At 57.6% G+C, this 21,575-nt stretch carries 19 protein-coding genes and 1 rRNA gene; 10 read left to right on the forward strand and 10 right to left on the reverse strand.

Annotated features, from left to right (window positions below; all coding sequences use genetic code 11):
• The first annotated feature begins 26 nt into the window (after positions 1 to 26).
• Both J3362_RS09025 and tfpB read left to right on the forward strand, forming a co-directional pair.
• Complete coding sequence (locus J3362_RS09025; RefSeq protein ID WP_349519210.1) at positions 27 to 398, forward strand: DUF2069 domain-containing protein; 372 nt, start codon at positions 27 to 29, stop codon at positions 396 to 398.
• Between the two features lie 20 nt (positions 399 to 418).
• Entirely contained in the window at positions 419 to 2,236 is a 1,818-nt protein-coding gene (tfpB, locus tag J3362_RS09030) for a type IV pilus assembly ATPase TfpB (RefSeq protein WP_349519211.1), read from the forward strand.
• Between the two features lie 7 nt (positions 2,237 to 2,243).
• Here the strand turns inward: tfpB and J3362_RS09035 are convergent, their stop codons facing one another.
• From J3362_RS09035 to smrA, 9 genes are all read right to left on the reverse strand, one after another.
• The gene (locus tag J3362_RS09035) at positions 2,244 to 3,299 is read right to left on the reverse strand and encodes a DUF3080 domain-containing protein (RefSeq protein WP_349519212.1); all 1,056 of its coding nucleotides are present in this window, start codon (positions 3,297 to 3,299) and stop codon (positions 2,244 to 2,246) included.
• Positions 3,300 to 3,335: 36 nt separating this feature from the next.
• Entirely contained in the window at positions 3,336 to 4,028 is a 693-nt protein-coding gene (gene mtnC / locus J3362_RS09040; protein WP_219119814.1) for an acireductone synthase, read from the reverse strand.
• Positions 4,025 to 4,585, reverse strand: a complete 561-nt coding sequence (locus J3362_RS09045; protein WP_349519213.1) for a 1,2-dihydroxy-3-keto-5-methylthiopentene dioxygenase — start codon at positions 4,583 to 4,585, stop codon at positions 4,025 to 4,027. The genes mtnC and J3362_RS09045 overlap by 4 nt, the downstream gene beginning before the upstream one ends.
• Positions 4,582 to 5,208: a methylthioribulose 1-phosphate dehydratase gene (locus tag J3362_RS09050; protein WP_349519214.1), complete on the reverse strand. Its 627-nt coding sequence runs from the start codon at positions 5,206 to 5,208 to the stop codon at positions 4,582 to 4,584. Before J3362_RS09050 ends, J3362_RS09045 begins: the two co-directional genes overlap by 4 nt.
• A gap of 49 nt (positions 5,209 to 5,257) precedes the next feature.
• Complete coding sequence (locus J3362_RS09055; protein WP_349519215.1) at positions 5,258 to 6,253, reverse strand: XdhC family protein; 996 nt, start codon at positions 6,251 to 6,253, stop codon at positions 5,258 to 5,260.
• Positions 6,246 to 8,495 carry a xanthine dehydrogenase family protein molybdopterin-binding subunit gene (locus tag J3362_RS09060; RefSeq protein ID WP_349519216.1) on the reverse strand — a complete coding sequence of 750 codons (2,250 nt, stop codon included), beginning with the start codon at positions 8,493 to 8,495 and terminating at the stop codon, positions 6,246 to 6,248. Before J3362_RS09060 ends, J3362_RS09055 begins: the two co-directional genes overlap by 8 nt.
• On the reverse strand, positions 8,452 to 8,940 hold the full coding sequence (locus J3362_RS09065; protein WP_349519217.1) for a (2Fe-2S)-binding protein: 489 nt from the start codon (positions 8,938 to 8,940) through the stop codon (positions 8,452 to 8,454). The genes J3362_RS09060 and J3362_RS09065 overlap by 44 nt, the downstream gene beginning before the upstream one ends.
• An 80-nt stretch (positions 8,941 to 9,020) precedes the next feature.
• Positions 9,021 to 9,212: a hypothetical protein gene (locus J3362_RS09070; protein WP_349519218.1), complete on the reverse strand. Its 192-nt coding sequence runs from the start codon at positions 9,210 to 9,212 to the stop codon at positions 9,021 to 9,023.
• Positions 9,213 to 9,275: 63 nt separating this feature from the next.
• Positions 9,276 to 9,857 (reverse strand): DNA endonuclease SmrA, encoded by a 582-nt coding sequence (smrA, locus tag J3362_RS09075; RefSeq protein ID WP_349519219.1) that lies wholly within the window; start codon positions 9,855 to 9,857, stop codon positions 9,276 to 9,278.
• A 170-nt stretch (positions 9,858 to 10,027) separates the two neighbouring features.
• Between smrA and J3362_RS09080 the strand changes: the two genes are divergently transcribed.
• From J3362_RS09080 to J3362_RS09115, 8 genes are all read left to right on the forward strand, one after another.
• Complete coding sequence (locus J3362_RS09080) at positions 10,028 to 11,944, forward strand: putative nucleotidyltransferase substrate binding domain-containing protein (protein WP_349519220.1); 1,917 nt, start codon at positions 10,028 to 10,030, stop codon at positions 11,942 to 11,944.
• Between the two features lie 16 nt (positions 11,945 to 11,960).
• Positions 11,961 to 12,668, forward strand: coding sequence for a 3'-5' exonuclease (locus J3362_RS09085; protein ID WP_349519221.1), 708 nt, complete (start codon positions 11,961 to 11,963; stop codon positions 12,666 to 12,668).
• Between the two features lie 213 nt (positions 12,669 to 12,881).
• Complete coding sequence (locus J3362_RS09090; protein WP_008172923.1) at positions 12,882 to 13,148, forward strand: DUF4212 domain-containing protein; 267 nt, start codon at positions 12,882 to 12,884, stop codon at positions 13,146 to 13,148.
• Positions 13,149 to 13,154: 6 nt separating this feature from the next.
• On the forward strand, positions 13,155 to 14,921 hold the full coding sequence (locus tag J3362_RS09095; RefSeq protein ID WP_349519222.1) for a sodium:solute symporter family protein: 1,767 nt from the start codon (positions 13,155 to 13,157) through the stop codon (positions 14,919 to 14,921).
• A gap of 97 nt (positions 14,922 to 15,018) precedes the next feature.
• Positions 15,019 to 15,525, forward strand: a complete 507-nt coding sequence (locus J3362_RS09100; protein WP_014576695.1) for a hypothetical protein — start codon at positions 15,019 to 15,021, stop codon at positions 15,523 to 15,525.
• Positions 15,526 to 15,578: 53 nt separating this feature from the next.
• On the forward strand, positions 15,579 to 19,097 hold the full coding sequence (locus tag J3362_RS09105) for a hybrid sensor histidine kinase/response regulator (protein ID WP_349519223.1): 3,519 nt from the start codon (positions 15,579 to 15,581) through the stop codon (positions 19,095 to 19,097).
• Complete coding sequence (locus J3362_RS09110) at positions 19,094 to 20,731, forward strand: tetratricopeptide repeat protein (protein WP_349519224.1); 1,638 nt, start codon at positions 19,094 to 19,096, stop codon at positions 20,729 to 20,731. The genes J3362_RS09105 and J3362_RS09110 overlap by 4 nt, the downstream gene beginning before the upstream one ends.
• A complete protein-coding gene (locus J3362_RS09115; protein WP_288365780.1) occupies positions 20,728 to 21,408 on the forward strand; it encodes a sensor histidine kinase in 681 nt (226 codons plus the stop codon). The genes J3362_RS09110 and J3362_RS09115 overlap by 4 nt, the downstream gene beginning before the upstream one ends.
• A gap of 67 nt (positions 21,409 to 21,475) precedes the next feature.
• On the opposite strand, the gene rrf is transcribed toward J3362_RS09115, so the two are convergent.
• Positions 21,476 to 21,575, reverse strand: a 5S ribosomal RNA gene (gene rrf / locus J3362_RS09120); the annotation flags it as partial.

The raw sequence follows: 21,575 nt of genomic DNA on the forward strand, positions 1-21,575 counted from the left end.
TACACTTATCGATTCCGGAACACACTATGCTGAACAACCCGAAGGCCCGCGTCACTGTGCGGGCGACGATCGCCCTTTATATCGGCGTGCTTGCAACCCTGCTGATCACGACGTTCTACCCGGCCCCCGTCGAGGGCGTCTCAATATCGTTAATGCTGGCGGTGAAACTGGTTCCGCTTCTGCCCTTTGCGGTCACGGTCTTTCGCGGTCACAATCGGGGCTATATCTGGATGTCCTTCGTGGTGATCTTCTACTTCACTCAGGCCGTTGTTTCGGCATGGCTGAGCGAAGGCGCCCCGGGGCCGCTCATTTTGACGGCACTGACCTTCCTGTTGTTCACTGTTGCCATGATTCACCTGAAGGTGAACCGGCCGGTGGCAGACGGAAACACACCCTGAAGATGTGGAACTGACCCTCTATGGCTGACACAAGCAACTCCGGAACGGTGCAGCGGCCACCCGCGCCGCCCAGAAGTAACCTGACCCTGAGAGATGTTTGCACCGCGCTCGTTACCAGCGGGGAAATCAGCCAGGAAGACGCAGAGCGGGTGTTGTCGGCCAACCTGGGCGCGGCAACCGGCGACGGACAGAAAGGCAAGCGCCACCCGCTGGAACTGGTGGCGATTGCTGCGCTGACCAGCCAGAAGAGCGGTCGCACCCTGGATCTGGATAGGCTGACCCACTGGCTGGCCGATTGGGCGGGGCAACCGTATTACCATATTGATCCCCTCAAGATCGACACACCCGCCATTGCCCGGGTGATGTCTTACGCCTTCGCCCAGCGCCATGGCATCCTGGCAGTTGAGATCGGCGCCGATGAGGTGCTGATCGCCAGCACAGAACCTTTCAAGAGCGATTGGGTGCAGAACCTTCAACAGGCCGTCCGCAAGGATATCCGGCGCGTTGTCGCCAATCCCGAGGATATCCGCCGGTACACGGTAGAGTTCTACCAGCTCGCCAATTCCGTCAGCAAGGCCAGTGGCAGCCAGGGCCCGGGTGTTGCCGGCAACCAGAATTTCGAGCAGCTGCTCGATCTTGGCGCCAGCGAACACCCGGACGCCAATGACCAGCACGTCGTCAAGATTGTCGATTGGTTGCTGCAGTACGCCTTCGACCAGCGCGCCTCGGATATTCACATCGAGCCCCGCCGCACGGTCACCCAGGTCCGGTTCCGGATAGACGGCGTGCTGCACAACGTTTATGAGTTCCCCGAGCATGTGGGCGTGGCGGTGACCAGTCGCCTCAAGATCCTCGGTCGCCTGAATGTGGCGGAAAAACGCCGCCCCCAGGACGGTCGTATCAAGACCCGCAAACCCGACAACCGGGAGGTGGAACTGCGTCTGGCCACCATGCCGACTGCCTTTGGCGAAAAGATGGTCATGCGGATCTTTGATCCAGACGTGCTTTTGAAGTCCTACGAGCAACTGGGATTCGGCAAGGAAGACCGCCAGCGCTGGCAGGAAATCACATCCCGCCCACACGGCATCGTCCTTGTCACTGGGCCCACTGGTTCCGGCAAGACCACGACCCTGTATTCGACCCTGAAACAGATTGCATCGCCCGAGCTAAACGTCTGCACCATCGAGGATCCCATCGAAATGGTGGAGCCGGCGTTCAACCAGATGCAGGTTCAGACCAATATCGACCTGACCTTTGCAGCCGGCGTAAGGGCGCTGCTGCGTCAGGACCCGGATATCATCATGATCGGCGAGATCCGCGACCTGGAAACGGCGGAAATGGCCGTGCAGGCTGCCCTGACAGGCCACCTGGTGCTATCGACACTGCATACCAACGACGCCCCGAGTGCGATCACCCGGATGATGGAACTGGGCATTCCGCCTTACCTGATACGGGCAACGGTACTGGGCGTCATGGCACAACGGCTTGCCCGAACGCTCTGCCCTCACTGCAAATCCCCCGGCCCTGCTGATGAACAGGCCTGGCAAACCCTCACCAGGCCCTGGAAAGCGCCCGTTCCCAAGCAGTTCTACCACCCTGTGGGATGCCTGGAATGCCGGAACACCGGTTATCTTGGGCGGGCAGGCGTGTATGAAATCATGACGCTATCTGGCGCATTGCTCAGACAGATCACCGACCATTGCGAGCTGGAGCAGCTCAGGCTGGATGCCTACAAGGAAGGCATGAAGTCACTGCGCCTCAGTGGCGCGCAGAAAGTTGCTGCCGGCCAGACTACGGTCGAGGAAATTTTAAGGGTAACGCCCGAAAGCCAGCGTTGAAGCAGGGTCAGGCGCCCGGGCGCAATCCGCACTGGCCCAGTAATTCCTGCCAGGCTTTGGTGTGGGCCATCATGGCCACGTCGAGCTCCCGCCACAGACTGGCCTCGGCGCCCTGCGAGAGATGCCGCTCATACCAGCCGGCGAAACTTTCTGGCATGACCGCCCGCTGCATTTCCGCCAACTGTTCGAACGGCTCGATCAGCGCCACCCGCCCCTGGGTCACAGTGCTCATATAGGGTTGGATCTTCTCGATGTACACACTGAAGAACATGCTCTGAACAATATTCGACTGGTTGTTGGGCTGGCCGTTAATACACAGAGGCTTGCCTTCAATTCTTTGCTTGAGCAATGCCGTCCCGTCCCGCAGCCTTGCAGTCAAAAGAAGCGCACTGTTGATTAACTGCCCGGCCCGGTATTCTGCCTGCCAGCGCTGATGAACATCGCCGGCAAAGTCGAGGGAAACCGCCAGATCTTCAGAGTACAAACGAGCCACTGCTGCGTTCAGGCTGTCGATATCAAGAGCGAGATCAGACACCGGATTGCCCTCTGGCGCGACGGGATAGTAGCCCTTGGCCAGGGTAAACAGCTTTTCGATTTCTTCTACGCCCCAGGTGGCATTCCAGATGGCGATGGGCAGGGATTCAAGCTTGCTGTCGATACCACCGGCAAGCTCTTCGGCAAATTCTTCATCTTCTATATCCGGCAGACAGTCCCTGGCCGCTTCGATAAACCGGATTTCATAACGAAGGCGGTTCAGGGGTTGCATAACTCGCCCCATCACCGAGTTTTTCTCACCAACAACGTACTGGAGTTCACAACCGTAGAGCGAGAGAAAATCAAGCATCCCCATGTCCAGCTCGGGCATGGTCAGCACACGGTCACGGCGGCGGGGAAGCTGGCTGGCGGAGGGGATGTCAGAAAACTCGGGATCGGTTTCCAACACGCGGGCCACCCGCTCCACATATTCGTCCATCATGGGACGAGCATCCGAGAACGGGTCGCAACCGGCAAGAAGCACGGCGAGAACCGGCGCAAAGATTCTGCAAATTCCGGTTCCGGGCATTCATTCCTCCTGCGATGGCGTTAAAAAGCCCTGGGCCTAGCGCTTTTGCAGCAGGGTATCGACCTCCGCAAAATCACGGGCAACGAAACGTTCGGTTTCCGGCAGATCTCCCTCGCGAACAAGCCAGGCGGTTTGCATGCCGGCTTCCTCGGCTGCCTCCAGTTCAGCTTCCACATCAGACAGGAACAGCACCGTGCAGGCCTCGACGCCCAACTCAGACAGAATATTCCGGTATGAAACCGTCTCTTTCTTGCCCCCGATACGGGTATCGAAATAGCCCGAGAAAAACGGCGTAAAATCGCCTTCCGTGGTAAAACCGAAAATCAGCTTCTGGGCTTTCACCGAACCTGATGAATATACGAACAAACGCAGCCCCCGATCATGCCAGCGTTGAAGGTAGTCGGCTGCGTCAGCATAGATGTGCCCTTTCAGCTCTCCCTGCTGATATCCCTGCTCCCAGACCATGCCCTGCAGCGTCTTAAGAGAGGTTTCCTTGCGGTCTTCCCTGATCCAGGTTTCAAGCACTTGGATCAGCCCTTCGACATCCTCACGCGCAACGCCTGAAACCTCGGCCACTGCGTCCAGTTGCTCAGACACAGCAGGGCTGTCCTGATGCTGGTCACGGACAAAACGCGGCAGGTGCTCGCTGGCATAGGGAAACAGGACATCGTGCACAAACGAAATAGAGCTGGTGGTGCCTTCGATATCCGTGAGCACAACCCGGATCATTCGGCCGCTCCTGCCAGCGCCTCATAGCGAGGCAGGCGACCGGCGATGTCTTCACCGGTAAAGTCCGCCACCCAGCCCTCGGGGTTGGTGAACAGGCGAATGCAGGTAAATGCAGGTTCCGGGCCCATATCAAACCAGTGGCGAGTGCCATCGGGCACACTGATCAGATCGTTTTTCTGGCACAGCACGGCGAACACCTCGTTGCCGAAGTGCAGGTAAAACAGACCCTGGCCACGGACAAAGAAACGAACTTCGTCTTCACTGTGGGTGTGCTCATCCAGGAACTTTTGCCGGACCGCGTCTTTTTGCGGATTGTCCGGGTTCAGGCTGATCACATCCGCGGTCTGAAAACCACATTCGTGCTTCAGTTTCGAGACTTCCTCGCTGTAGGCCTCAAGGATGTCTTCCTGGGATGCGTCAGCCGGCAGATCTTTCGTTGGCCACTGCTCATAGCGCACACCGTGGCGGGCCAGAAGCTCCCGTATTTCTTCAGGATTCCCGGTCACTTTGCGTGCCTTTTCGGGCTGGCTCTGGTCGAAAATACTCAGGGTAGTCATGGGCGAACCCTCATGGTTTCAAGCTCACATTCAAACAGGAATTCAAAGGCTTCGACATGGCGCAGGCAATCGGCCATGGTTTTGCCCCAGGTGTACAGGCCATGGCCACGAATCAGGTAGCCTGGCTGTTCCGGATGCTCCCGGAACCATTCGCGAGTGTGCGCCGCCAACGCGTCGATGTCCTGGGTGTTGTCGAACACCGGAACCGTCAGGACTGATTCGTGGGTCTCAACGCCGGTAAATGCCTTCTGCAGCTCATAGCCCTCCAGCGCCAGTGGCTGGCCGGGCTCAAGCAGACGACTCAGCACCGTTGCCTTCACCGAGTGGGTGTGCAGAACCGCGCCCACCTCGGGAAAGACCTCATACAGCACCGTATGCAGCCTTGTTTCTGCAGAGGAGCGACAGTCGCTCTGTACCGGCCGGCCAGCCAGATCGACCACCATGACATCACCCGCACCCAGTTGGCCCTTGTGACGGCCCGAAACGGTAATGGCAATGTGCTCGGAATCGATGCGGGCAGAATAGTTACTGCTGGTTGCGGGCGACCAACCCTGCTGATACAGGAACCGACCGGCTTGCACAATCGCATCCGCGGCGACGGCATATCGGGTTACATCAAACACGAGTTCTCTCCCGGGTTTCAGAGCGCTTGGGACACTCCCATGGGCGACATTATAGGGACGAAGCGGCGCCCCGCAAATGATGCCGTGCGGCAATCAAATCGGCGACAATGGAGACAGCAATCTCTGCCGGTGTCTTGCTCGGAATATCGACACCAATGGGGGCTCGCAGACGCTCCAGTGCGTGTTCTTCCAGACCCAGAGAGGCGAGCCTTTCCCGCCTGGCTTCCGAGGTTCTTCGGGATCCCATGGCGCCAACGTAAAAGGCTCTGGAGTGAAGAGCTGCCAACAACCCCATATCATCAATGCGTGGATCATGGGCGAGGGCCAGGATACCGGACCAGGCGTCGCCGAACTGTGTCGAAATCAGATCATCGGGCAGGCGCCGGTCCAGGGGGATCTGCTCAAAACTCCAGCCAGCGGCGAAGGCCTCCCTCGGCTCACAGAGGGTGACCGCAAAATCCGCCGCGGTCGCGAATTCGAAAACGTAACGGGCCACTTCGCCGGCACCGATCAACAACAGACGGCACTCGGGCTGCAGGGTGTGAAGGAGCTGTTCGCCGTCAAAGTGGACCGCGTTACCCGCCAGGGAGACAGAACGCTCCAGGCTCGTAACCCCGTTTATTGGCACGCGACGAACCACCGGTTCGCGATCGCGCAAGGCAGCCGCCAGTGCCTGAACGTGATCGTTACCCGTCTGGCTCCGGAAGGGTTCGATCAGAAGCCGTATCCGGCCACCGCAAGGCAGCTGGAAATGATCCCGGTCATCATCGGTGATTCCATAATCAACGAAGACCGGATGGTCCGGCCCGTCTTCCGCTGTGCGCCGAAGCAGATCTTCTTCCAGACAGCCACCGGACACCGACCCGCTCCAGTGGCCGGATTCTGCAATCGCCAGCCAGGAGCCGACCGGACGCGGCGAGGAGCCCCAGGTTTCCACTATGGTGCAAAGCCAGGCTCTCTGACCTTCCGCCAGCCAGCGAGACATGTTTTCTAACACTGTCTGACGGCCGGTAGCGACCGAATACGCGACGCTTGAATCAGGCATTGGCTCTCAATGGCAGGCTACGCTGCCGCTTTCCATTGAGCGCAAACAGGGCATTACCCAGGGCCGGGATCACCGGCGGCACGCCAGGCTCGCCGACTCCCGTCGGCGACTCGCTGCTTGCAACAATATCCACCAGTACCTCAGGACGCTCGTACTGCCTCATTAGAGGGTAGTCGTGGAAATTACTCTGCTGGACCTCGCCATTCTCCAGCGTGATTTCTCCATAAAGTGCCGCAGTCAGCCCAAACAGGATACCGCCCTCGATCTGGTCCTCCACGATACGGGGGTTTACGACCTGGCCACAGTCCACCGAGCAGGTGACCTTGTATACCCGGATCGCACCATTCTCGATTCCGGCTTCCACCACCTGGGCAACGTACGTTCCGAAACTGCGGAACAGGGCGAGTCCCCGGGCCCGACCCTCTGGCACAGGCGACTGCCAGTCGGCCAGCCTGACAACCCGGTCAAGCACTTCAAGGTGCCTTGGCTCGTGGGAAATCAGGCGACGACGGAACTGGTACGGATCCTCACCTGCCTCATGGGCAAGTTCGTCCATGAAGGTTTCGACGGCAAACCCGTTGTGGGAAAAACCTACCGAACGCCACCAGGTAATCGGAATGCCGGGATCGGTGTGGGTATGACGGATATCAACGTTGGACACCCGGTACGGATACTCGATGGCACCCTCGATTGCGGAGAAATCTTTCGGCGTCGCAATGCCTTCGGCCATCAGCCCGACACTGCCCAAAGTGTCGTACATGAACTTTGGAGCCCACGGATACTGGGCAGGCGCCGCATTGCGGACGTACCAGTCAAGAATTTGCGGGCCCACGATCTGGTGATGCCAGCCTGTCAGCTCGCTGCCCGCGAAGCTGGCTTTCATGCGGTGCAGCATGGCCGGGCGATAGAGATCGTGACGGGTGTCCTCTTCACGGGACCAGATGACCTTAACCGGCCGTCCGACCCGATAGGCCACTGCCGCGGCCTCTTCGATATAGTCCTGAGTCAGTCGACGGCCAAAACCGCCGCCGAGAAAGGTCGTATTGATAGTGATATCGTCGGGGCCAAGATTGGTCACCCGGGCTGCTGCAATCCGGCCAAGGTCCGGCGCCTGTGTAGGGGCCCACACTTCCATGCCGTCCTCTCGGTACCAGGCCGTGGCATTCATGGGCTCCAATGTCGCGTGGGCCAGGTAGGGCTGGGCATATTCCGCTTCCACTACCCGGTCGCCCTCCTCCATGGCACTGGCAAAACTGCCCTCACTACGCTCGGACTCTCCGGGATCGTCATCGGCGGCGGCGCGGTAGGAGTCGAACACGTCGCCCGTAGACAGAGACACGGCATCCGAAAAATCCCAGTCTATCTTGAGCGCGTCCTGAGCCTTCCGGGCACGCCAGTATTTGTCGGCAACAACGGCCACGCCACGCTCGATCTCAAATACATCAAGCACACCCGTCATTGCACGGACCTGATCAGCGTTGAAGTCCCGGACCCGACCGCCGCGTCGGGGAGAGCGTGAAACAACGCCGTACACCATGTCCGGAAGATCGACATCAATCCCGTAAACTGCGGTTCCCGTGGACTTCGCCCGGGCATCGAGCTTGCCTTGTTGCTTGCCAATGTATTTCCATTCGCTCTGCGGTTTGAGCGATATGTCACCACGCAGCACTTCTTTGGCGGCCAACTCAACCAACTGGCCATAGGCCATGGAGTCGATACCGTTCGGGTGCACCACCCTGCCTTCACTGGCGCGACATTCGGTTGCTTCGACGTTCCATACACGTGCTGCCGCCATAACCAGCATTTGCCGGGCTTCCGCACCGGCCGTTCGAAGCGGCTCCCAACTGGTCGCAACACTGGTGCTACCGCCTGTCAGTTGCAGCTTGTACAGAGGATTTCGATACTCCGGCGCCACCGGTGCAAAGCGTGGCGTGATCCGTTCCGGCTGGATTTCCAGCTCTTCGGCAATCAAAGTCGTCAACCCGGTGTAGGTGCCTTGCCCCATTTCAACCCGGGCCAGAGTGAAGAAGACTTCATTATCGGCAGTGAGTTCCAGCCAGGCATCGGGACGCCATTCGCCCGTGTCCGGCTTATAACCCGTCTGGATTCCCGCGCAGCCCGGCAACGTTATTGAAACCATCAGGCTGCCGGAGGCACCGGCACTGACCTTGAGGAAATTTCGTCGGTTCATCGCCATGTTACGCTGCCCCTCCCTGAGCGCCGTCTGACGTCTCAGCGCCAACGACGGATTCCACGGCTGCAATGATCCGCGAGTAGGTACCGCATCGGCAGAGATTGCCTGTCATGGCCGCAACAATTTCCTCACGTGAAGGCGCCGGATTGGTGGCCAGAAGGTGGGTCGCACTCATAATCTGGCCTGACTGGCAGTAGCCACATTGGGGAACGCCGTGTTCGATCCAGGCTTCCTGCAGGGCATGAAGACGACTCCCCTCCCCCAGGCCTTCAATCGTAACCACATCACCACCCGCGGCCATCTGGACCGGTGTCGAGCAGGAACGCACGGGCTGCCCGTTCAGGTGAACCGTGCAGGCGCCACAGAGGCCCGCGCCGCAACCGAATTTGGTTCCCTTGAGCCCCAGCTCATCACGCAATACCCATAGAAGAGGCGTATCCCCCTCGATGTTCAGCGACCGCTCGTCGCCATTGACTGTCAGGCTCACGGCCATCCCAACCCTCTCCTTTACCTGTCTCCGGCATTATTTCCGGATTTCTTATTGTGATTACCCCTGCGGCAGATACCAGAGTCCTATTTGACGACTTCTTCGCCATCCTTGTTAACCCAGATCTTGCGCTCGCCCGACTCCATCTTGCCGTTTGAGTCCCAGACCTCCCGGTCCGTTGTGGCCTCTTCAACTTTGCCGTTGTCGTTCCAGATAACTCGATCCTTACAACCGGCCAGCGCCAGTACGGCGAATACAACCAATACAGCTTTCTTCACGACGATAACCTCCGTTCAGCCGCCTCAGCGGCTATTGTTAAGGAATACTTGGGATTGGCAGCCCTAACGGCTGCCGTGGAGTTCACGATTATGCTGCTTATCCCGGTCACTCTTTCGCACCATGACATATACAGCCCCCGTACCACCATGGTGTTTCTGGGCCGAATGAAAGGCCAGGACATCGTCCAGCTCTGGCAACCATTTGGCGAGGTAGCTTTTCAACTGGGCGATACCATCAGGATTACGCTCGCCCTTGCCATGAAGAATGATGACCGAACGCAGGCCATAGCGCACGCAATCACCGATGAACCTGAAGACTTCGCGCCGGGACTGCTCAACCGTCATACGATGCAGATCAAGGCGGGCTTCGATCGGATACTGGCCCAGTCGGAGCTTTCGGAATACGCCGTGCTGGATGCCTGGCCGCTGCCAGCTCAGTATATCGTGGGCCGTGAGTGGCTCTACCATGTCGGAAGTCAGGGGATTGGCGTCCCGCGCAGGCTTTTCAACAGCCGCCCTCTGACGCTCCAGATGGCCTGGCGTCAGTTCCCGGGGCGTTGTCACCTCGGCCCGGTTAGGCTTACGGATACGCCGGACGTCTTTCATTTCCTCAAGGAAGCTGAGGCGCTCTTCTTTGGTAGTCATGGCGTTACAATTAATGACCTGTTTCAGGAACCGACTTTACCACCCGGGTAACCGGCCTTAAAGAAAACTGATCTATGTCAGACTTATTGCGACCAAAATCGTAGGGCAACAGATGCTTTGGCTACACTACACTTCAGACGGACAATAATAACCAGCGAGTGACAACGGACATGGCCTCAGCGCACCAGGAAAATGAACGCCCGCAGAACATCCGCGCCATCATGACGTTTTTGCGGGAACATGCGCCTTTCTCCAGCATGGATGACGCCCATCTTGCGCATTTCGCGGAGAACGCCTCCATCCAGTTCTACGCCGATGGCGATGTCGTCCTGTCTCCTGATCAGGATGTCGTCAAACGATTCTACGTGGTCAAGCAGGGACGGATTCGTGGCGAGCGCCACAACGACAAGGAAGACCGCACGGAAACGACCTTCGAAATCAGCCGGGGCGAGTGCTTTCCCCTCGCCGCCATGATCGGCGAACGGCCCACCAGAACCCTGCATCGGGCAGACGGCGACACCTTCTGCCTCAGCATCGGACAGACGGCATTCGTTACACTCTTTGCTGAAAGCGAACCGTTCCGGGATTTTTGCCTGCGGGGCGTCAGCAGCCTGCTCGATCAGGTAAACAGGCGCATACAGTCAAGTGCCATGGCCTCAATCGGGTCCAGCACCTCCCTCGATACGCCACTCGAACGCTATGCCCTGCGCAATCCGATTGTCTGCTCTCCCGATCTGCCGGTGCGTAAAGCCGTGGCCCGAATGCACGAAAACAACGTCGGCAGCATTATCGTTACCGATGAAAACCGCATCCCAACCGGCATTTTCACACTGCGGGACCTTCGCACCATGATCGCCGAGGGCGCCGGCCCTCTGGATACACCGATACAGCAGGTAATGACCAAGAATCCCTGCTGCCTTCCTTCCCACGCAGATGCGTTCGAAGCCGCAATGCTGATGGCGGAGCATCATTTTGCGCATCTTTGTGTCATCGACGATGACCGTAAACTGATTGGCGTGGTTTCGGAACGAGACCTGTTCTCCCTGCAGCGCGTGGATCTGGTGAATCTTGCCCGCACCATTGGCACGGCCACCCACCTGCGCACCCTGGTCAGCCTGCGAACAGACGTATCACGCCTGGTGGATGCAATGCTCGCCCACGGCGCCGACTCCGGGCAGGTGGTCAAGATCATCACCACGCTCAATGATGTAACCGTCAGACGGGTCCTGGAACTGAACATCAAGAAGAACGACCCGGGCATTCCCTTCACCTGGCTGACGTTTGGCAGCGAGGGCCGCCAGGAGCAGACCCTGCTGACCGACCAGGACAACGGCATACTGTTCCAGACGCCGGAAGGGATGACCGCCGAAGAGGTCCGGGAAAAGCTGTTGCCCTTTGCGCGAAAGGTAAACGACGAACTGGCCGAATGCGGCTTTACCCTGTGCAAGGGCAACATCATGGCCAGCAACCCGAAACTCTGCTTGAGCGACAAGGAGTGGGACGACTGGTTTATCCGGTTCATTGATGCCTCCACGCCCCAGAACCTGGTGTATTCCTCAATTTTTCTTGATATGAGGGCTATCTACGGCCCAACCGAGCCGCTGAACGACCTTCTGGACAAGATCCTCACGCGGATCCGGAAAAACGCCCTGTTCCAGAAAATGCTTGCCGGCAATGCTTTTCAACGGAAGCCGCCGCTCACCATGTTCCGCAATTTCCGCTATATATCCGAGGGCAACAAGCATTCCCTGGACCTCAAGCGCCAGGGCCTGGCCCCGTTTGTTGAGGCGGTGCGGGTTTTCGCCCTGGCGAATGGCGTTGAGACAGCGAACACGTTGGAGCGCATGGATGAGCTGGCGAAAAAGGGCGTCTTCGATCCGAAAGATGCCAACGCCTGGAAGGAAGGTTATAGCCTGATCCAGGCAATCCGCATGCGGGCCCACCAGGAAATGCTGGCAAAGGGAGAGGAGCTCACTAACTACATCGATCCCGACGATCTGAACCCACTCGACCGCCGAATCCTGCGGGAATCCTTCAGGCAGGCGCAGCGGTTGCAACAGAAACTCGAAGTTACCTACCAACTCTGACCTTCAGGCGCGAGACATGCTGGAACAGATCAAACAATGGATTGAGCATCGCCGGGGCGGAAAAATCGGTAGTCACGATCCTGGCAACCTACCCAATCCGAAAACGCCGGGAGAGCAGCTGCTTACGGATTGCCGCCTGATCGTGCTTGATCTGGAAACCACGGGCCTGAACCCCTCGAAAGACGAGGTCATCGCTATCGGGGCCGTCGCCATTCGCGGCGGCATTATCCACCTGGGCGACCAGTTCGATCTGATTCTCAGGCGTCCGGAGCTCGACATCCGCGAAACCGTGCTTATTCACGGGATCGGGCCTGAGGCGCTGACCCAGGGGCACGAAATCGAGGATGCCCTTCTCTATCTTCTTGAGTGGATGAACGGCGACCCGATCCTGGCCTACCACTCGGCGTTCGATCAGAAATTCCTGGAAAAGACCCTGAAGGCGCAGCTTGGCTATACCCATTCTCACACCTGGATGGACGTGGCAGACCTGATGCCTGCATTTTTCCCGAACACCAAGACCGGTGGCAAAGGACTCGACAACTGGGCCGATTATTTTGGACTTGAAGTCAGCGAACGTCACCACGCCGCTTCCGATGCTCTCGCTACAGCCGAACTGACCCTGGTTGCCCTCAATAAGGCGCGGTCGGAAGGGGTAAAAACACTGAAAGGGCTTTACGACAAGCTCCATTACCACCGGCGCCTTCAAAACATGCATCGTTTCTGAATCGATGCCCGGCAGCACGTCTCATTAATAGACCGACGTCACGCCAAATTACTGAGAATTAGACCTTTTGCCAATATCTATAAATCGCTTGACCAGTAAAGTCAGTAGGGACAACTAGTCGGAGAAGTACTTATATGAATAATAAATTCTCTAACCGAAGTGCCTCACCAAAAACCCACCCAACCTCCACAACAACAAAACAGGAGTGATCCTATGTCAGCAGGTCATAGCTACGATGCTGAAGCATACTGGAAGGCGAATCTGCGCCTGATATTCGGGAGCCTGATCGTCTGGGCACTGGTATCTTACGGCTTTGCAATTCTGCTCCGTCCGATGCTTGCCGGTATTCCGATTGGTGGTACTGATCTGGGCTTCTGGTTTGCCCAGCAAGGTTCCATCCTTACGTTCATCGCTCTGATCTTCCACTACGCGTGGCGCATGAACAAGATCGATGAAAAATTCGGCGTGCACGAGGAGTAAGAACGAATGAGCCAATTTGCCATTAACATCATGTTTGTAGGGGGCTCATTCCTCCTCTACATCGCAATCGCTATCTGGGCCAAGGCCGGAAGCACGAGTGACTTCTACGTGGCCGGCGGTGGTGTCCATCCGATCACCAACGGCGCGGCAATCGGCGCCGACTGGATGTCCGCGGCATCCTTTATCTCCATGGCAGGTCTGATTGCTGCCGGTGGTTACGCCAACTCCACCTTCCTCATGGGCTGGACTGGCGGTTACGTTCTGCTGGCCATGCTGCTGGCTCCGTACCTGCGGAAGTTCGGCAAGTTTACGGTTCCCGAGTTTATCGGCGACCGTTTCTACAGCAAGAATGCCCGCCTTGTGGCGGTTGTCTGCCTGATCGTAGCGTCTGTAACCTACGTTATCGGCCAGATGGCTGGTGCCGGTGTTGCCTTCTCCCGCTTCCTCGAAGTTGATTCCACCGTCGGCCTGATGATCGCGGCCGTTGTGGTATTCGTCTACGCGGTAATGGGCGGCATGAAGGGGATCACCTACACCCAGGTGGCACAGTACTGTGTACTGATTGTTGCCTACACCATTCCTGCCGTGTTCATCTCCCTGCAGTTGACCGGGAATCCGATTCCAGGTCTGGGTCTGTTCTCGACTCACGTTGATTCCGGAATGCCGATCCTCAGCAAGCTGAACCAGGTGATCACCGACCTCGGCTTCAATGAGTACACCGCCGATATCGACAACAAGCTGAACATGGTTCTGTTCACCCTGTCGCTGATGATCGGTACTGCAGGCCTGCCACACGTTATCATCCGCTTCTTCACCGTACCCAAGGTGGCTGACGCACGCTGGTCCGCAGGCTGGGCGCTGGTATTCATCGCCCTGCTGTACCTGACTGCGCCTGCTGTTGCTTCCATGGCTCGCTTGAACCTGATGACCACCATCTATCCGGACGGCACCTCAGCGGAGCCGATCCAGTACGATGAGCGTCCAAACTGGATCAAGGAGTGGGAAATAACTGGTCTTATCCAGTTCACCGACAAGAACGAAGACGGCCGTATCCAGCTTTACAACGACAGCGAAGCCTTCGCGCCTACGGCCCAAGCCCGCGGCTGGAACGGTAACGAGCTGGTCGTAAACCGGGATATCCTGGTTCTGGCCAACCCGGAAATCGCCAACCTGCCAGGCTGGGTCATTGGTCTGATCGCAGCAGGTGGTCTGGCAGCAGCACTGTCCACAGCGGCCGGTCTGTTGCTGGCGATCTCCTCGGCGGTCAGTCACGATTTGATCAAGGGTTCCATTAATCCAGCGATTTCGGAGAAAGGGGAGCTGCTTGCAGCACGGATATCGATGGCAGTGGCCATCGTAGTCGCCACATGGCTTGGCGCGAATCCTCCCGGCTTCGCGGCACAGGTTGTTGCACTGGCATTCGGTATCGCCGCTGCATCCCTGTTCCCGGCGCTGATGATGGGTATCTTCTCCAAGCGTGTGAACAACAAAGGCGCAATCGCCGGCATGCTGACCGGCCTGGCCTTCACCCTGGCGTACATCTTCGTGTACAAGGGCTGGCTGTTCATTCCGGGCACCAATAACCTGGCAGACACCCCGGAAAACTGGGTGCTGGGTATCTCCCCGCTGTCCATCGGCGCGGTTGGTGCAATCGTCAACTTTGCGGTAGCCTTCATTGTATCCAACGCAACTGAAGAACCGCCCGTTGAGATTCAGGAACTGGTCGAAAGCGTCCGTTACCCACGTGGTGCCGGTCAGGCTACAGACCACTAAGCAACATCTCAGCCTGATTCGTTCCATGAACTGACAGGTTGATACTGAACGGGCTTCCTCAATGAGGGAGCCCGTTCTTTTTTGAGGAAGTCATTATATGTTCTGGACATTTGTCGCTACTGTAGTTTGCGGCCTTGGCGCTGCCGGTATCGCACTGGGTATTCGCGCCGCCACCCGAAACAAAGCCCCGAAGTGGATCATCCCGGTTTTCGCCGGCGCGGGCATGCTCGGCTATCTCATTTACATGGAATACACCTGGTTCGACCAGAAAGAAGCTCGCCTGCCGGATGAAGCGGTGGTTGTGAGCACCGAATCCGACGGCATCCTTTGGCGGCCATGGACCTTCGTGCTCCCCTACGTCACCGCATTTTCCACGGTAGACACCAAAAGCATCAGCCGTGACACCAGCAGCGAAGACATCGTCCGGTTCACCCTCTATCGCTTCGAGCAGAAAATGACGGACGCGGTTTCTCATCGCGTTCACATTATTAACTGTGCGACCCGGGAACTGGTACCTCTGGGATCTGACGGAAGCCCGCGGGTGGATAACCTTAAACTGCTCGAGCCCGGAGATCCCCTGTATGAAACCGTCTGCGCCGAGTGATACCTCGTTAGCGTGATGCACCAACCTGTTGATATTGTCGAGAACGCGTAACCATGATTAGTGCCTGGCTGCTGGTCCTCATTTCCATCACCTACATCTCGATCCTGTTCGTGATCGCCTGGGCCGGCGACAAACACCCCGGGTTATATCGCAGGCGCCTGGCACGCACGCACATATACGCACTGTCTCTGGCAGTCTACTTCACCTCCTGGACTTTCTACGGCGCCGTTGGACGCGCCACCCAGGAGGGGCTGGGGTTTCTACCCATCTACCTCGGGCCCTTGCTGGTCTTCGTGTTCGGTGCGCCCTTGCTGCGCCGGATCATCTATATCAGCAAGCGCAACAACAGTACCTCCATTGCCGACTTCATTGCCTCCCGGTACGGAAAATCCCAGCTTCTGGCTGCGATGATTGCGACCTTTGCCCTGATCGGCAGTGTTCCCTACATTGCGCTGCAACTGAAAGCCATTGCGATGGGTTTCAATGTGCTATCGGCCACCGGAACAGGCTATGAAGAGCTGAGCACGGCGGCCTGGAATGATTCCGCGTGGTACATCACCCTTGCCCTGGCCGTATTCACCGTTCTATTCGGTACCCGACATCTTGAATCCACAGAGCATCATCGGGGCATGATCCAGGCCGTGGCTTTCGAGTCACTGATCAAGCTCGTGGCTTTCGTCGCCGTTGGCCTGTTCGTTGGCTACGGGCTTTACGGCGGGTTTGGCGACCTGTTTGAACGGGCCCGGGACGCCGACCTGATCGGCACCCTGACCACCGATGGTATCGAAGCGCCCGCGTTTATTACCCAGACACTCATTGCCATGCTCGCCATCATCTGCCTGCCCCGGCAATTTCATGTCATGGTGGTTGAGAATACCGATCATCGGGATTTCGAGATTGCCCGCTGGGCCATGCCGATCTACCTGATCGTAGCCAGCGCCTTTGTGCTTCCTATTGCCGCTGCCGGCCTGCTGTCGCCCGAGGCATCTGCTGGAAATCCTGACATCCTGATACTGCAACTGCCGATAATGGCGGGCGAGGAATGGCTGGCCATACTGGCCTTCCTCGGTGGCGGGTCAGCGGCAGCAGCCATGGTAATTGTGTGCTCCGTGGCGATTGCCACCATGGTCAGCAACGAGATCATCATGCCGGCCCTGCTGAAATTTTTCCGACCGGGCATGAACCGGCGCACGGACCTCAGCTACTTGCTCCTGAGTATCCGCCGGGTCGCTATCTTTGTGGTACTGCTCACCGCCTATGGTTTTTATCGGATGGCCGGCGAAGACTACAGCCTGACGGCCTTCGGCCTCCTCTCCTTTGCGGCAGCGGCGCAGTTCGGGCCGGCGCTGGTAGGCGGCATTATCTGGCGCCGGGGCAATTACATGGGCGCCGTCTGGGGCCTAGGCCTTGGCTTCCTGATGTGGTGTTACACCCTTCTACTGCCGGCACTGGCCACCACCGGCTGGGTCTCTGACACCCTGATTGAGCAGGGAATCTGGGGGCTGAACTGGACTCGCCCCACTGCCCTTTTCGGGTCCGAGCTGGACCAGACCAGTCACGGCATTATCTGGAGCCTCGGCATCAACACGCTGGTGTACATCGTACTTTCGATGCTGACCCGTCAACGTGTCCGCGAGAAGATTCAGATTGCCTCCTTCTTCCACGATCCGCAGCCCAAAGCGGAAACCGCGCAGCACCAGAGCTGGCAGGGCGAAATTCTGACATCCGACCTGCAGGCGCTAACCGACCGGTTCATGGGTGAAGAACGCTCGGAAACCATTTTCCGGAATTACGAACGCCGCAATGCCATCCGTTTGCACCCACACCGCCCGGCATCGGCGCATCTTATGAAATACATCGAGCGCCAGCTGGCCTCGGTCATCGGCGCCTCCACCGCCAGGGTGGTGCTCGAATCGACGCTCACCGGCCGGGACATGCAGATCGAGGATGTGGTCAGCATCGTCGACGAAGCGTCCCAGGCCATGACGTTCAGCCGGGAGCTGCTGCAGTCAGCGATTGAAAATATCAGTCTGGGCGTGTCTGTGGTTAACCACCAGCAGCAACTGGTGGTCTGGAATCACCGGTATCTGGAGCTGTTCACCTACCCGAAGGGTTTCGTCAGGGTTGGTCGGCCTGTTGAAGATCTGATGCGCTATAACCTCACCAATGCGAATCTATCAGCCCGCCGGATTGATGAGATCGTCGTCGATCGCTGCGCCAGCATGCGGGAAGGCCGGCCGATGTCCTACGAGCGCCAGAGACCGGACGGTACTGTATTACGCATCGATGGCAGCCCGATACCCGGTGGCGGTTATGTCACTACGTTCCAGGACATCACGGCCATGCGCAGAACCGAGCAGGCCCTCAAGGAGACCAATATCTATCTCGAGCAGCGGGTCAAGGAACGTACCCAGGAGCTTCAGGTCATCAATGAGCAGATGCTGAAGGCCAAATCCGTGGCCGAGCAGGCAAACCAGAGCAAGACACGCTTCCTCGCCTCGGCGAGTCATGACCTTCTGCAACCGCTGAACGCAGCGCGACTGTTCACCTCTGCCCTCGCTGGCAAAGCCGATGACGGCGAAATGAAAGATCTGGTGGATCACATCGACAGCTCTCTCGGGGCTGCCGAGGAGATCATCAGCACCCTGCTGGATATTTCAAAGCTGGACGCGGGTGCGTTGGAACCGGACATAGGGGTCTTCCCCGTGAACGAGATCATGCGCCACCTGGCAACCGACTTTTCGGCAATCGCCAAGGACCAGAACCTGGAGCTGCACGTTGTGCCAAGCACGGTCTGGATTCGCTCCGATTCAAAATTGCTGCGTCGTGTGGTCCAGAATTTCCTGTCCAACGCCATACGCTACACGCCGGAAGGCAAAATTCTGCTCGGGTGCCGGCGTCTGAAAGGCTATATCCGTATAGAAGTCTGGGATACCGGTCCCGGGATACCCGATGACCAGCTGACACACATTTTTGAGGAATTTCGTCGTTTTCAGCATGGCCGGGACAAAAAGGGCCTGGGGCTCGGTCTCGCCATCGTTGACCGTATCAGCGGCATGCTGAACCACCCGGTGAGCGTCCATTCCGTTCAGGGCCGAGGCAGTGTCTTCGGTATCACAGTACCAACAGCGGCCCCGGAACAGAACGAGACCGCCGCCGCCAAGCCCGCATCGGGCTCACGCAGGGTATCAAACCTTGGTGGCCTGCACTTCCTGTGCATCGATAACGACCCGGCTATCCTGCAGGGCATGGTCGCGTTGCTTGGGAACTGGAAATGTGACGTGACAGCCGCCGAAAGCCTGGAAGACGCCATGGAAAAACTGGAAGGGAATCGGCCCGATATTATACTTGCCGATTATCAGCTGGATGATAACAAGAACGGCCTCGATGCCATGGATAGCATTCGCGGCGCCCTTAATGCGGACATCCCGGGCATACTCATCACCGGCTATATGGCGCCTGAAGTGCGGGAGGACGCCATCAACCGGGGCTACCAGATTCTCTACAAACCGGTGAAACCGGCTGCACTGAGGGCACTGGTAAACAAGCTACTCAAACAGAAGCGCTCATGACCGATACCAAAGCGGACTTCAATCCTTTCGGCAAGCTCAACTATCTCGTCATCGATGACTTCGAAAATTTCCGATTGTCCATGCGCCAGATGTTGCGCAGTTGTGGCGCTGACACTATCGAGCTGGTTTCCAATGCCAGTCAGGCCATCCAGCACTGTACCTATAATCACGTGGATGTCGTGTTATGCGACTTCAACCTGGGAGAGGGCAAGAATGGCCAGCATATTCTCGAGGACCTCCGGTACAAAAAATTACTGAAGCGCTCATCCCTGTTCCTCATGGTGACAGCGGAGACCTCCAAGGAAATGGTCATGGGGGCGAGGGAGTACCAGCCCGATGCCTATCTGACCAAACCCATCAACCGGGCTGTACTCGAGAAACGTCTTAGCGCCCTGATCAGCCAGCGCAACACGCTCATGCCCATCAATCGGAAAATTGACCGGGAAAACTACCCGGAAGCCATTTCGCTCTGTCTCCAAATGTTGCCCCGGCAACCCCGTTATAAGACCTGGTTGATGAAAACCCTGGGCGACCTGTATTTCCAGCTCGGGGACCTGGCGCACGCGCTCAAAAGCTACGATGACGTCCTTGCGCAACGGGAATTGTCCTGGGCAAGGCTCGGACGCTGCAAAGTCCTGCTCGCTAATCGAAGCTTCGACCAGGCGGTAGACGGGCTGCGAGAGCTTATTGCAAACCACCCGGACTACATGGAGGCATACGACCTTCTGGCAGAAGGGTTCGAACGGCAGGGCCGGCCGACACAGGCACAGCAGGTACTGGAAAAAGCCATCGAGCATTCCCCCAATGCATTACTGCGGCAAAAGCATCTCGCACAACTGGCCGGTTCCAACCAGGATCTCGAGACCTCATCCGAGGCCTGGCAGCGTACAGTAGAGCTTGGCACGCACTCGATCCACGACAATTCAGAGCATTACCTCGCCTTGGGCCAGGCTCTTTCCGACCTCAGCGAGGGGGATCTTGAAGAAGAGGGCAAAGAAAAAGCCAGGCAAGCACTGACGGTTCTGAAGAAGATGGAAAAGCGATTCGAGAGTGAGGAAGGTATCAGCCTGCGGAGCCAGATCGTCCAATGTCGGGTTTATGCAGGACAGGGTCAGGACAAAGAGGCAAGCAAAATCCTCGAAAGGATCAGACCGGAACTCGGCGATGCCACCGCCCTGGATGCAGCAACGGGGCTTGATTACGCCAAAACCCTGTTTCGACTCGGACATGAAAGCGACGCCAAATCGCTGTTACGAGAGATGTCAGAGCGGTTCAGCAACGAGCCTGACATACTTCAGAAGATTGAAAGCCTCCTTGATGAGCCCGTAGGGTTCCGGCAGAAAATCAAAGCCCGAACCCTCAACCGGGATGGCATAAAAGCCTTCGAAGCCGGGAACCTGCAAGAAGCCGCGGAGATCTTTTCAAAGGCTCTGGAAATCGTCCCGGACCACGCGGCCCTGAACCTTAACCTGGTTCAGGTGCTGATGAAGGAGAATGACAACGGTCCCGGTGACGCTCAACTCCTCAAACGCTGCCAGTCTTGCCTGGATCGCCTGTCAGGACTACCAGAGCAACACCGCCAACATCGGCGCTATATCGCCTTACAACGAAAACTGAAGGGGCTGATGGTATGAAAGACCAGAATATCGATTTTTCCATGGTGCTTGCCTCAGCCGTTCACGATATGAAGAACTCGCTTGGCATGCTCCTTAATTCCCTCGACGAGCTTCGCAGCGAGCACGAGGAAAGCCTCGGGGAATCTTCCCGCTTCAATACCCTGCAGTACGAAGCCGAACGGATGCACAACGATCTGGTGCAACTCCTTGGCATCTACCGGCTTGGCGAGAACAACCTCTCGGCACACATTGAGGAGCACTTTGTGCCGGATTTCCTCTCGGAACACCTGGCCAGACACAACCCTCTTCTGCAAGGGCTCGGCATTGAGGTTTCTGTGGACGCTGAGGACATAAACGGCTTTTTCGACGAGGATCTGTTGACCGGCGTACTCAACAACACCATCAACAATGCCATCCGCTACACCCGCAGCAGAATCCGGCTTACCGCTGGTGAGAGAGACGGTTATCTGGTGATCGGTGTTGAGGACGATGGCAAGGGCTATCCCGACAGCATGCAGCACACGGGAACACTCAACTTCAAATCCCTTGATTTCAAGAGTGGCAGTACCAGCCTCGGGCTGTTCTTCGCCTCATCCGTTGCCAGACTGCACAGTGAGGGAAAGCGAAGTGGGTCGATAAAACTCCACAACGGTGGGAGCCTCGGTGGTGGGGTGTTTGAGATCTGGCTGCCCTGATCCAGGTCTTTTCTGGAGACAATAAAAAACCCCAGCATCTAGGATGCTGGGGTTTTCGGTATTAGGCGCCTGACGATGACCTACTCTCACATGGGCAACGCCACACTACCATCGGCGCTGGTCTGTTTCACTTCTGAGTTCGGGATGGGATCAGGTGGTTCCAGACC

It is taken from the genome of Marinobacter sp. NFXS11, from assembly GCF_040148675.1.
GTDB lineage: Bacteria > Pseudomonadota > Gammaproteobacteria > Pseudomonadales > Oleiphilaceae > Marinobacter.